Source organism: Sphingobacterium sp. 40-24, assembly GCF_001899705.1.
Lineage (GTDB): Bacteria > Bacteroidota > Bacteroidia > Sphingobacteriales > Sphingobacteriaceae > Sphingobacterium > Sphingobacterium multivorum.
The window spans coordinates 49,956-62,936 of record NZ_MKWH01000048.1; the positions used below are offsets into that span (position 1 = coordinate 49,956).

The window sequence follows — 12,981 nt, forward strand, 5'->3', positions numbered from 1 at the left end:
TTATTCTTCGTTTGAGTCCGTGTTTTCTTCAGAAGTCGAATCACCATTTTCCGTTGACTCTTCGGTCAGTTCAGACTCTTCTTCAGATTCTTCTTCACGATCGACTTTCGTAATAGACGCGATCTCGTCGTTATCTTTCAAATTAATGAGCCTTACACCTTGTGTTGCACGTCCCATTACTCTTAACTCTTCTACAGCAATGCGGATAACAATACCAGATTTGTTGATGATCATTAAGTCCTCGTTGTCCGTAACGCCTTTAATTGCAACAAGTTCACCTGTCTTATCGGTGACGTTGATTGTTTTCACACCTTTACCACCACGATTCGTTACGCGATAATCCTCGATATCTGTACGTTTTCCATATCCTTTTTCAGAAACGACCAACACGGTAGTTTCCGAATCATTCACACTAATCATGCCAATCACCTCATCGCTTTCCGCTGCCAAGGTGATACCACGTACACCTGTTGCCGTTCTGCCCATTGGACGAACCGTAGATTCATTGAAACGAATTGCACGACCAGAACGCAGTGCCATGACAATTTCGCTGCTTCCAGTAGTCAAACAAGCCTCAATTAATTGATCGCCTTCATTGATATTGATGGCATTGATACCGTTTGCTCTTGGACGAGAATAGGCTTCCAAAGACGTCTTCTTAATCGTACCTTTTTTGGTACACATAATAATGAAGTTGTTTTCCAAATAATCTTGGTCTTTCAGGTTCTTCACCAGGATGAAGGCCTTTATTTTCTCTTCTTTTGGAACGTTGATGATATTTTGAAGTGCTCGACCTCTAGAAGTACGGCTTCCTTCAGGAATCTCAAATGCACGCAACCAGAAACAGCGACCTGCCTCTGTAAATAGCAGCATATAATTATGTGCCGACGCTGTAATGATATGTTCGGTAAAATCTTCTTCGCGTGTATTTGTGCCAATTGATCCGCGGCCACCGCGACCCTGACGTTTGTATTCGGATAATGGTGTGCGTTTTACGTAACTGTTGTGGGAGATTGTGATAACGATTTCTTCATCATCAATAAAATCTTCCATACGCATATCTTCAGCAGAGTGTACAATCTGGGATCTACGTTCGTCACCATATTTTTCTTTGATCTCAATTAACTCATCTTTGATAATTTTCATACGAAGTCCCTCGTCTTCCAATATCGATTTTAAATAGTCAATTGTTTTCATCAATTCAGCATATTCCTCTTTAATCTTATCACGTTCCAGTCCTGTTAGACGACGTAAGGTCATATCAAGGATCGCGCGAGCCTGAAGATCGGATAGGCCAAATTTCTCCATTAATCCAAGGCGTGCATCTTCCGGAGTATCCGAATTACGGATCAACTTGATGACTTCATCCAAATGATCCAAGGCAATTAAATACCCCTCTAGAATATGAGCACGTTTTTCAGCTTCCGCCAGCTCATAGCGTGTACGTCTAACGATTACCTCATGTCTATGCTCTACAAACTCATGAATCATGTCTTTCAGATTCAATAGCATTGGCCTTCCTTTAACTAAAGCAATGTTGTTTACTGAAAATGAAGTTTGTAGCGCTGTGTATTTAAACAAATTGTTTAAAACAACATTTGCATTTGCATCGCGCTTGATGTCGTACACAATACGCATCCCGGTACGGTCAGATTCATCACGAATAGCAGAAATTCCTTCTAATTTCTTTTCGTTAACTAATTCGGCTGTACGCTCGATCATATTCGCCTTGTTCACTTGATAAGGAATTTCGGTGACGATAATCTGCTCTCTACCCGATTTGGTTGCTTCTATTTCAGCTTTTGCACGCATAACAATACGGCCACGACCTGTATTACAAGCATCTTGAACCCCAGCATAGCCGTAGATTAATGCACCTGTAGGGAAGTCTGGACCTTTGATGTGCTGCATCAATTCCGAAACCTCGATATCACGATTATCAATAAAAGCGATTGTACCATCGATAACCTCGGATAGGTTATGTGGGGCCATATTTGTAGCCATACCCACTGCAATCCCCGAAGCTCCGTTGACCAGGAGATTTGGAATACGGGTGGGAAGGACTGTTGGTTCTTGTAGGGAATCGTCAAAGTTATTTTGGAAATCAACCGTATCTTTGTTGATATCAGATAGCATTTCCTCGGCAATTTTCTTTAATCTTGCCTCCGTATAACGCATCGCCGCAGGTGGATCGCCATCGATGGAACCGTAGTTACCTTGACCATCTACCAAAGGATAACGTAAACTCCAATCTTGAGCCATACGAACCATGGTGTCATAAACGGATGAATCACCATGTGGGTGATATTTACCTAATACGTCACCAACGATACGGGCAGACTTTTTGTAAGGCTTGCCACTGGTAACCCCTAAGTCCAGCATGCCATAAAGAACACGTCTGTGTACTGGCTTCATGCCATCACGCGCATCAGGAAGTGCTCTTGATACAATGACAGACATGGAGTAGTCAATGTAGGCAGACTTCATCTGATCCTCGATGTTAATTGGGATAATCCGGTCGTTTGCCGGAACAAGATTGTTGTCGTTTTCTGTTTCTTCAGCCATATGAATTTGGTTTCAATAAAACTAGTATGCAAGCCCTCTAAACTGGCTTGCCACGCATGCGAAGTTACAAAAATTTAACCTCAAAAGCGAGTGATTTAAGCCCTAATATACACAAAAAAGACAATCTTTTATGGATTGTCTTGGTACTTATGGGGTATCCTTTTTATTTGATTTTTTTAAAGCGGAGCCGAATCGAATTGCCGATGACAATTAAGTCTGAAAAGGCCATGCTAAGGGCGGCAAGCATAGGTCCGAGAAAGCCAACCGCGGCAAGCGGTATGGCCACAATATTGTACGCGAACGCCCAAAAGAGATTTTGCTTTATCGTCAATAGGGTATGGTGACCAATTTCCAGCAGCTTTTCAATAGATTTGAGCTCATTGTTTAATAAAACCACCTTTGCCGATTGGATGGCAATATGTGTCGAATCGCCAAGCGAGATGCCAACATCGGCAGCAGCTAATGCGGGAGCGTCATTGATACCGTCACCAACCATTGCGGTAGGGCCATTCTTTTTGAGTTTGAACAAGATTGCTAATTTTTCTTCTGGCGATTTGTCCCAATATACATCCGCAATACCAAGTTTCTGTGCTGTGCGTTCACATTTGCTTTGTCGATCTCCACTCAAAAGAATAGGCCGTATGCCTTTATCTTTGAGGTATTGGATGAGTTCCTTTGCATACGGCTTAATTTGATCTTCGAGGACAATGCCTGCAATTACAACGCCATTGATGGTTAAGGTAAGGTCATAACGATTAGAGTAATCTTTTTCGCCAAGTTTTGCATTGCAAATGGAGTAGTTATTTCCATTTGTGTCGGTCGCAAAGATTCCTTTCCCTTTTATTTCATTGACTTCCTTAAAGATAATGCGGTAAGATTTTATCTCCTTGAGCTGTTTTCGGATCGACTTGGCGATCGGATGGCTCGAATAACTCTCCAATTGTGCGATGATCGATTCGACTTGCGATTGTTCGATACCAAAGGTCTGAATCGCTTTGATATTAAAATCGCCTGTCGTTAGGGTCCCCGTTTTGTCAAATACCATCTGTTTGAGATCGGACATCTCCTCGATGGTGCTTCCGCCTTTGATCAGTATTCCACTTTTTGCAGCTCTTCCCAGGCCAACCATGACAGCAGTAGGTGTGGCTAGCCCCATAGCGCATGGACAGGATACAACAAGGGTAGCTATGGCATTCATGAGGGATTGCTGCAGCGGCAATTGTGCGATAAAATAAGTAACAAAAAAAGTGAAAAATGATATCGTCACAACGATTGGAACGAAATAAGCGGCTACTTTATCACCGAATTTTTGAATAGGTGGCTTTTTACTCTGCGCATCTTTAATTAATTGGATAATCTGATACAGTACACTTTTAGACCCAACTTTGGTCGCCACGATTCTGATATTTCCTTCGGTTAGTAAGGTACCGCCAATGACGGCATCATACTTAAGTTTTTCAATAGGTAGACTTTCTCCGGTTAGCATAGATTCGTCCACCCAAGCCTGTCCTTCCAAAATATCGCCATCAGCGGGGATGAGATTTCCAGAATTTACCTTTAAAATATCACCGGATTTAATTTCTCGGGCTAATAGCTCGACTTCTTGGTCATTTTCAATTTTGATAGCGGGTATATCTTGATATTTAACCAGCTCTTTGATGGCTGATGTGGTTTTGGTAACGGCTCTTTTTTCGAGGACATTTCCCAAAAATACCAATGTTATGATTGTTGCACATGTTTCGTAGAACTGGTAATCATGTCCTAGATTATAATATGTTCCAATGAGACTATAGGCAAAAGCAGCTGTAGATCCAATAAAGATGAGTACATCCATATTGGGCATTTTGTTCCAGATGGAACGAAATGCACTGATGCCAAAATAGGAAAAACCAATGATGTAAACTGGGGCACAAAGCGCGAGTTGGATAAAGGGATCATGCAGAATAGGTAAATTCGTAAACATGTGACTCCACAAGGGTATCGTAAAGATGAGGCAGCAGAGGAACTTAAGCTCGATAGATTTCCAAAAGCTAGGTTTCTTATCCTTACCCTCCATAACTTTGTAACCCAAAGACTCAATGCCTTTGACCAGCACAGGTATTTGTTCCAGCGGTATCTCCGAAAATTTCACTTCATCTGATGCAAAATCGACATAGATATCCTTAGCACCGTTGTTTTCTAGGTATTTGTGGATTGAAATAGCGCAATTTGCACAGTGCATTCCGCTTACGTTAAGTTCAGTTTGCACGTTCGATTCCTTCATTTAATAGCATGTAATGTCTTTAGGCAAAGATAGCTATTTCCTGATAATGCTTTTTACGTAAAGTAAAATTGTTTAGTTTAGCAAGCCTGTTTGAAGCCATTTTACATGAAATATCGTGAATAGTGATGGGAGAACATTAAATTTGACTAGATAGACAACTTAAGCTTGTGTAAAAATGACAAAACCGATTTCAATTTCTTTTATCGTCCGAATTATATTGTTAATTGCGCTAACGGCATCCTTTGTTCAGTTTGAAACCTTTTATAAGCAGCGGGAGATCATCCAGAATATGGCATACGGCTTAAATACTTTTCTAACAGCTAGTGTCCTGATCTCCATTGGTCATTTTATCCTTGTAAAACTATACAATAGCCGAAATGAGCAGCAGGTTGTACGGGGTAATTTTGTGCTCGGAATTACGCGTGTCGCCACGGTAGGCAATGTCTTTTTCATTATTGTCAGCCTAATGATAGCGGTTGGGATTAACCCAAAAGATTTTATCACCAGCATGACAATTGTCGCAATGGCTATTGCTGTGATTTTTAGAGAATACATCACGAATATGATATCTGGTTTGATTATTATGTTTTCGGATCAGTTTTCTGTAGGCGATCGCATAAAAATCGGCGAATATCAGGGGAAAATCGTGGATATCACGTTGGCTAATCTGGTTGTGCGCGATGAAGATGACGACGCTGTGATGATTCCCAATAATTTGGTGTTTACTGCAACGTTGGTCAATAAGACCTCCCAAAAGTCAAATAAAATTGTTGTAAAATTCGAATTGCCGATTGATCGTTCGTTTGCAGTGGCGGAATTGGAACAGTATTTAAGTCCATTATTACAAAAAAATCCAAATTTAGATCATTCCCAAGGTTTTACAATTAAGGTCGCCGATATGACTAAAGATTATATCAAGTATAAAGTTGAGGTTAGTGCAATCTCGTCCAGCAATAAAGTACATCAACAGGTACAAAGCAGCATATTAAATGAAATCCTGCAGTTTACGAGACTGTAGGGTCAAATCTTTCTTACTTTGACATTTTTAACAAAGTGGTGGCTTCCTTTTTCCAAAATAAGATCGGCGCGATATCTCGTTGGCAAAATGTTTTTAATTAGATTGGGCTTATTAATTTCGTTCCAGATATTTACAGCCATGGTGTGACTTTCATCAGCTGTCATATTAGCATATTTATGGAAAAATGAAGCCGGATTTTGAAATGCAGTGGCACGCAGTGACTCAAATCGATTGGTATACCATTCAATAAGATTTTTCTCGCTGGCATGTACATAGATTGAATAATCAAAAAAGTCGGAAACGAATACGCTATGTCCCTTTCGTGGTCGCTGGGAATTGACTTGTAATACATTTATCCCTTCTACAATAAGGATGTCGGGTTGTTCAATCACTTGTTGCTGTTCGTCCGGCAACACGTCGTAGACCAGGTGGCTGTATACTGGAACCGTAATTTTTGGAGCTCCTGATTTCACTGCTGAAAGGAAATGAATCAATCTTTTAGCATCATAGCTTTCAGGAAAGCCTTTTCGGTTTAGAATACCACGTTCGATAAGATATTGATTCGGGTAAAGAAAACCGTCTGTGGTCACCAAATCGACCTTCGGTTTGGACGGGAGTAGACTAAGCACACGTTGTAGCACACGGGCTGTCGTACTTTTTCCCACAGCAACCGACCCAGCTATACCGATGATATAAGGCAGTTTGCTCACTTCCTTGCCAAAGAAGCGGTTTGTTCGCTGGTGAAGACTTTGGAAACGATCAATATGAATCTCAAGTAGATGACTCAAGGGAAAGTAGACTTCTTCTATTTCCTGATTTGTCAAGGGTTCATTCAGTGCATGGAGATTTTCCAGATCTTCGACACTGAAATTGTGCAATACTTTTCCGTTTAAATTTTTCCAGTCTTCACGTTTGATCGATCTAAAAGGCGAGTCTATTGCTATTTGTGGATCCAATTGCATTGTTTGCTTTATTTTTATTCCAATTATCTATATTGCAGGACAAGTAACCTTTTCTATTCGATTCTAGGAGCTATTAAAGGTCTTTTTTGCGCGGACAAATATAATTAGTGTTATCCGTTATCCCAAGAAACATTATAAATGATTTGAAGTTATTACAATAGGATTTGATAATATCTTATGAACGGGGCACTTTTCAGCAATTTTGAACAACCGCTGCTTTTGCACCTCATCTAGATCTCCTTTAAAGCTGATAAAGCATTGTATATAGGTCGTTTGCTGCTGCTCACTTGTTTGCACCTCATAAGATAAACGCACCTGTACTTCTTCCAGGAGCCAATTTTTGCGGTCCGCATACATTTTGACGGTAATGGCTTTGCAACTCCCTAAGGATGATAACAGTAATGGAGTAGGGTTTATGCCCTGATCTTCACCGCCTATATCTTCAGGTTCATCGACCGTTATTTGATGCTTTCCGTATTGTACTGTCGTTGTATAGGGGATTTTCCCTATTGAAACGATTACTTCATTGTCCATAAGCGATAGAAATTAGGATTCAACGTCTTCTAATAGACCTTCAATGATAAGGCTTCCAGTTGCAGGATTTGTTGCCAAAGGGACATTGTAAAGATCACATACACGCATAAGCATTTGAATATCTGGTTCATGTGCATGTTTTCCTAGTGGATCGCGAAAGAAAATAATGCCGTCCACTTTTCTTTCGGCGGCTAAAGCTGCGATCTGTGCATCACCACCCATGGGGCCACTTAATTTTAATTCTACAGGCAGTCCTGTCTGCCTGACATAAGAGCCTGTAGTACCTGTGGCAATGATATTGGCGCGCTCCAATAATTCCTGGTGGTCTTTGACAAATGCGACCATTTCAGGTTTTTTGCCGTCGTGGGCTATTAGTGCGATTGTTTTTTTCATCACAATATAATAATTTGTAAATAGTTGACACTGTTATAACAGCAGACCTTTCTGTAGTATAAGTATGTTATTTAAAAAATATGTATGAGATAATTATTGCTGCGATTACACCGGCTAATTCGGCTAATAATGCACATGGTAAGGCATGCCTAGTACGTTTTATGCCCACTGCACCAAAATATACGGCGAGGACATAAAAAGTAGTTTCTGTCGATCCCTGTATAACACAAGCAACCCTGGCTGCGAAGTCCATTGGACCTTTGGCATTCATCAAATCGACCATAAGTCCACGTGCACCGGAGCCGCTAAGCGGTTTCATAAAGGCTACCGGTAAAGCGTCTACAAAAGATGTGTCTAGACCACATAATGCGATGGCTTTGGAAATTCCAGCGACCATATAGTCCATCGTTCCTGATGCTCTAAATACCGCAATACCAACAAGCATGGCGACAAGATAGGGGATTATTTTTACAGAAACTTCGAAGCCCTCTTTGGCACCTTCAATAAATGAATCGTACACATTTACTTTACGGAAAAGAGCCAAACCTATGAAAGAGGTAAATAAGCTGAATAAAATAACATTACCAAATACTTTGCTGAATATTTCAATTTCTGTTTGTTGCAGTCCCGAAAAGTAATAAAGTAGTCCACCGATAAATAATCCCATTGCACCCAGGTATCCAAGAATTACACGGTTAAATAAATTGATTTTTTGATAGATGGAAACGAGAATCAAAGCCACCAATGTGGAAAAGAAGGTTGCGATCAAAATTGGCAGAAATACATCTGAAGGGTCTGGAGCACCAGCTTCCTTCCGATAAGCCATAATTGAAATAGGCAATAGGGTTAAGCTAGATGCATTGAGGACAATAAACATGATCTGTGCATTGGTAGCGGTTTCCTTATTGGGATTGAGCTCCTGGAGTTCCTTCATCGCTTTAAGGCCCAATGGCGTTGCCGCATTATCTAATCCCAACGCATTAGCCGAGAAATTCATCAGAATTGAGCCAAGTGCTGGGTGATTTCTGGGTATTTCCGGAAATAGTTTATGGAAAAAAGGGCCCACGATTTTTGCAAAAATATTGATCATACCACCTTTCTCGCCAATTTTCATAATTCCAAGGGCAAAACTCATCATGCCGATCAGCCCTAAAGAGATTTCCGCCCCCGTTTTTGCACTGTCAAAGATTGAATTTACAATTTGCTGAAAGATTTCCGTATCTCCGAAAAAGATTAGTTTTACAAGGGCTACGGCAAATGTGATTAAAAAAAATGCAACCCAAACGTAGTTTAATGCCATATAGATTTAAAATATGCGTAAAAGTAATCTTTTAGAACTTATCCATCAACTGGCTCCATGGATTTTTCTTCTTATTTTGACTCTTTTCCTTAATGAGGTGTGCAACGATATAATCCAATGTATCCTCGTGCTCACTGATCATTTTATCGGATAGGGAAATCAACTTCTGTATATTATTGGGCGAGGCTGCATCTAGCGACGCATTGATACTAGACAAGTTGGAAGGCTCTATGCGCAGATAATTTTGTTGCTTGCCATTATTTTGGAATAGTTGCCGAATAAAAAATTCGGTACTCTCGGAAGATGCACTTGTCATAATGTCAACTAAAGCGGGGCCGATTTGTATAGCAAGTTTCTTCTTAAAATGTTCGTAGTTATAAGCTGTCTTTGACATCCCCGTACCTAAGGATACCATAAACATGTCGTTTATCTGCGTGCTGTTAAAAGCCTTTAAAACTTCAAGTAAACCACATATGGAGGGGTTTTGAGCAAACACACCGCCATCAATCAACGGATATCTTGTTTTTGAAAGGGAATAGATCTCTGCAACAGGAAAAAATGTGGGCGCAGCGGATGTCGCCTTGCAGACGTCTTTGAGGTAGAAATCCCGTGCTTCGCCATGCGTAATTGCTTTTTGCTGCCTGAAAAAATGATTTTTCCGTAATTCGATGTTATATGCAGTGATGATACATGGTTTGATAAGATGGCTCAATTGTGCATTTTGAAAATATTCATCCAGGACATTCGATAATGGATTCGACGAATACAGCTCACTGACCAGACCAAATCCACTCAGAAATCGACGCCATTTGGAGGCCGTGAAAATTTCAGTTCCATGGTTGACGAATAAGTTTAACGCATCTCGAGCTGAAAATTTAGGATGCGCGGGATTGCCTTCTTCTGGATACAAGAGAATGCTCGTTAGAATTCCGCCGCTGCTTGTACCTGCAATAAAGTCAAAGTAGGAGGCAATCCGTGCATTAGGATCCATCGTCTGCTTTTGCAACTTCTCTTCGAGAGCCACAAGAACCATTGCAGGAATGATACCCCTGATACCACCGCCGTCAAGCGCGAGAATATTCTTCATAAGCTAAAAACTGATTTAGTTAACGATATGTAAATATAATAAATGTCTACAATTGGCAGGAGTCATATATTGGTGACAATTGTCAGCGATCCTGTGCTTCAATGCATAGCGAATCTATTTGTAAATACTTTTACAAATTTGCCCTAAAAAAAAAAAGCTGCCTCAATAAAATTTGAGACAGCTTTTTTAGCTAGCATAGATACCGATTTAATTGAACCAAGCAAATACTTCGTCTTTCGTTGGCATATTGATATCTAGTTTCAGTTTTTTACGCATACCACCAAGATCATTAAAAACCTTGTTCGGATTCGCTTCTTTTAAAGCTTCAATGGTTGTAAAACCCATTTTTTGTAAAGCAGGAACCCAGGCCGCAGGAATGCCTTGGTCCTCATAATCTTTTACTTCTGCTACTTTGGCGACTTTTTCAGGTCTCATTTGTGGGAAGAAAAGAACTTCTTGGATTGACGCATTATCGGTCAAGAACATAATTAAACGGTCCATACCGATTCCAAGTCCAGAGGTCGGCGGCATTCCATATTCCAATGAACGTAGGAAATCCTGATCAATAAACATGGCTTCATCATCACCTTTTTCAGAAAGACGTAATTGATCTTCAAATCGTTCACGTTGATCAATTGGATCATTAAGCTCTGAATAAGCATTGGCAATCTCTTTTCCACAAACCATCAGCTCAAAACGCTCGGTTAAATCAGGATTATCTCTGTGCTTCTTCGTTAAAGGAGACATTTCTTTTGGATAATCTGTAATGAATGTTGGCTGGATGTAGTTTCCTTCACATTTTGCGCCGAAAATTTCATCGATCAATTTGCCTTTACCCATGGTTTCGTTTACGTCGATGCCCATTCCTTTGGCGGCAATACGGATTTCGTCTTCAGATTTTCCAGTAATATCAAATCCAGTGAATTCCTTAATGGAATCTGTCATCGATATCCGTTTATACGGTGCTCTAAAGTCAATTTTATGTTCTCCGAAGGTAGCTTCAGTTGTACCGTTTACAGCCAACGCACAATGTTCTAACAGACGTTCTGTAAAGTCCATCATCCAGTTGTAGTCTTTATAGGCTACATAAATTTCCATTGCGGTAAACTCTGGATTGTGGGTACGGTCCATTCCTTCATTACGGAAGTTTTTAGAAAATTCGTATACACCATCAAATCCACCAACGATTAGTCTTTTTAAATAAAGCTCGTTGGCGATACGAAGATATAATGGAATATCTAAAGCATTATGGTGTGTAATAAACGGACGTGCTGCAGCACCGCCTGGGATGGATTGCAGGACCGGTGTTTCTACTTCCATATATCCAGCGTCGTTAAAGAACTGACGCATCGCATTGAAAAGCTTCGTACGTTTGATAAATATGTCTTTGTTACTTGGATTTACGATCAAATCTACATAACGCATTCTATAGCGTTGTTCTGGATCTGTAAAGGCATCAAAAGTTTTACCTTCTGCCGATTTAACAACAGGTAGGGGGCGCAGTGATTTGGATAAAACAGTAAATTCTTCTACGTGTACTGCAATGGCCTCGGTTTGTGTCGTGAAGACATAGCCTTTGATACCAACGATATCGCCAATATCCAATAGCTTTTTGAAAACTACATTGTAAAGGTCTTTATTCTCATCAGGACAGACATCGTCACGCTTTATATAAGCTTGAATACGTCCGGTGGAGTCTTGAATTTCAAAAAATGAAGCACTACCCATCACACGACGACTCATGATACGTCCCGCAATGGTGATGTTCTTATAATTCAATTTATCTCTATCGTAATTTTCTAAAATATCAGCAGCATGTGCATTGACGACAAATTCGTTTGCTGGAAATGGATCAATTCCCATATCCAACAACGATTGCATCGCTTGTCTTCTAAGTTGTTCCTGTTCGGATAATACAGTACTCATTCGGTATGAATAATATTTAAAATGTGAAAATCACGCAAAAATAGCCATTTTTTTCAATTCTTTTTATGGATTTTTTTTGAAAACGCTGTAGCGAAAGGAAATGGCATTTCGTTATATGGATAAAAATAGTTAAATAGTGATATTATTACAAGGGGACATTCGACTATTTGATGTTGAGTTTTATAATTTTAATTTCGTAATCTCCTCGAAAAAAGACGTTCATCATGAAGGGGAGGATTCGATAGATTGTTTACATAGGATGTGCTATTGATTGCATATGAAAGGCAATTTGTCTAAGTTTGAAACTTAATAATTAAATGGTTTAAGTGGGTATAATTCGGTCATATTTTTATAACAAGGAGCTATCATCTTTACAGGATGCTTTAGAACGTTGCTTACGCGATCGTGAGGATGGCAAGGCCTTCGTTTATAAGAAGTATTATGGTTATCTCATGGCTATTATTATTCGTTATGTAAAACAGGACGTGGATGCGGAAGAGCTTGTGAATGAAAGCTTTGTTAGGGTGTTCCGGAAATTGGAGTCATTTAATAGGGATATTGATGATGAAAATCTCGAAAAATCGTTTAGAGCCTGGATAGGACGAATTGCTGCCAATATTTCGATTGATTTTTTACGAAGTAAAAAGCAGTTTTATTCGGTTGAAGATTTAGGAGAAGGGGATATGCATACTCCGGCAGTACAATTGGACAGTCGACTAGAGGTCAATGAGATTATGCGTCTGCTCGATCAGCTCCCCGAAATTCAAAAAACTATTTTTAATCTCTATGAGATTGAGGGGTATTCACATGATGAAATAGCCCAAATGCTTAACATACCAGATAGTACGTCAAGGACTTATCTGACGCGAGCGAAACAAAAACTTAGAAAATTATACTTGGATTATACAGGCGTAGTTCAAGAAATAAGATAAA

10 protein-coding genes are annotated in these 12,981 nt (G+C 39.9%); 2 read left to right on the plus strand and 8 right to left on the minus strand.

Annotated features, from left to right (window positions below):
- Positions 1-2,565, minus strand: coding sequence for a DNA gyrase subunit A (gyrA, locus tag BGP15_RS18520; protein WP_070568875.1), 2,565 nt, complete (start codon positions 2,563-2,565; stop codon positions 1-3).
- Positions 2,566-2,728: 163 nt separating this feature from the next.
- Entirely contained in the window at positions 2,729-4,828 is a 2,100-nt protein-coding gene (locus BGP15_RS18525) for a heavy metal translocating P-type ATPase (RefSeq protein WP_115048794.1), read from the minus strand.
- A gap of 175 nt (positions 4,829-5,003) precedes the next feature.
- Here BGP15_RS18525 and BGP15_RS18530 point away from each other — a divergent pair, with 175 nt between their 5' ends.
- Positions 5,004-5,846 carry a mechanosensitive ion channel family protein gene (locus BGP15_RS18530; RefSeq protein WP_286770451.1) on the plus strand — a complete coding sequence of 281 codons (843 nt, stop codon included), beginning with the start codon at positions 5,004-5,006 and terminating at the stop codon, positions 5,844-5,846.
- Positions 5,847-5,848: 2 nt separating this feature from the next.
- Here BGP15_RS18530 and coaA read toward each other — a convergent pair whose 3' ends face one another.
- The 6 genes from coaA to lysS form a co-directional block, all read right to left on the minus strand.
- Positions 5,849-6,808 (minus strand): type I pantothenate kinase, encoded by a 960-nt coding sequence (gene coaA, locus BGP15_RS18535; protein WP_046673564.1) that lies wholly within the window; start codon positions 6,806-6,808, stop codon positions 5,849-5,851.
- Between the two features lie 132 nt (positions 6,809-6,940).
- The gene (locus BGP15_RS18540; protein WP_070568864.1) at positions 6,941-7,342 is read right to left on the minus strand and encodes an OsmC family protein; all 402 of its coding nucleotides are present in this window, start codon (positions 7,340-7,342) and stop codon (positions 6,941-6,943) included.
- Between the two features lie 12 nt (positions 7,343-7,354).
- Positions 7,355-7,735, minus strand: coding sequence for a methylglyoxal synthase (locus BGP15_RS18545; RefSeq protein ID WP_046673562.1), 381 nt, complete (start codon positions 7,733-7,735; stop codon positions 7,355-7,357).
- A gap of 67 nt (positions 7,736-7,802) precedes the next feature.
- Positions 7,803-9,035: a spore maturation protein gene (locus tag BGP15_RS18550; protein WP_046673561.1), complete on the minus strand. Its 1,233-nt coding sequence runs from the start codon at positions 9,033-9,035 to the stop codon at positions 7,803-7,805.
- 31 nt (positions 9,036-9,066) lie between these two features.
- Positions 9,067-10,122, minus strand: a complete 1,056-nt coding sequence (locus BGP15_RS18555; RefSeq protein WP_286770452.1) for a patatin-like phospholipase family protein — start codon at positions 10,120-10,122, stop codon at positions 9,067-9,069.
- Between the two features lie 207 nt (positions 10,123-10,329).
- Complete coding sequence (gene lysS / locus BGP15_RS18560; RefSeq protein ID WP_286770453.1) at positions 10,330-12,048, minus strand: lysine--tRNA ligase; 1,719 nt, start codon at positions 12,046-12,048, stop codon at positions 10,330-10,332.
- A 326-nt stretch (positions 12,049-12,374) separates the two neighbouring features.
- On the opposite strand from lysS, the gene BGP15_RS18565 reads away from it, so the two are divergent.
- A complete protein-coding gene (locus tag BGP15_RS18565; RefSeq protein ID WP_286770454.1) occupies positions 12,375-12,980 on the plus strand; it encodes an RNA polymerase sigma factor in 606 nt (201 codons plus the stop codon).
- Position 12,981: the final 1 nt, after the last annotated feature.

Excerpts from the sequence above, each read along its gene's own strand:
- gyrA (WP_070568875.1), bottom strand. The coding sequence starts at position 2,565 with ATGGCTGAAGAAACAGAAAACGACAACAATCTTGTTCCGGCAAACGAC.
- BGP15_RS18525 (WP_115048794.1), bottom strand. The coding sequence starts at position 4,828 with ATGAAGGAATCGAACGTGCAAACTGAACTTAACGTAAGCGGAATGCAC.
- BGP15_RS18530 (WP_286770451.1), top strand. The coding sequence starts at position 5,004 with ATGACAAAACCGATTTCAATTTCTTTTATCGTCCGAATTATATTGTTA.
- coaA (WP_046673564.1), bottom strand. The coding sequence starts at position 6,808 with ATGCAATTGGATCCACAAATAGCAATAGACTCGCCTTTTAGATCGATC.
- BGP15_RS18540 (WP_070568864.1), bottom strand. The coding sequence starts at position 7,342 with ATGGACAATGAAGTAATCGTTTCAATAGGGAAAATCCCCTATACAACG.
- BGP15_RS18545 (WP_046673562.1), bottom strand. The coding sequence starts at position 7,735 with ATGAAAAAAACAATCGCACTAATAGCCCACGACGGCAAAAAACCTGAA.
- BGP15_RS18550 (WP_046673561.1), bottom strand. The coding sequence starts at position 9,035 with ATGGCATTAAACTACGTTTGGGTTGCATTTTTTTTAATCACATTTGCC.
- BGP15_RS18555 (WP_286770452.1), bottom strand. The coding sequence starts at position 10,122 with ATGAAGAATATTCTCGCGCTTGACGGCGGTGGTATCAGGGGTATCATT.
- lysS (WP_286770453.1), bottom strand. The coding sequence starts at position 12,048 with ATGAGTACTGTATTATCCGAACAGGAACAACTTAGAAGACAAGCGATG.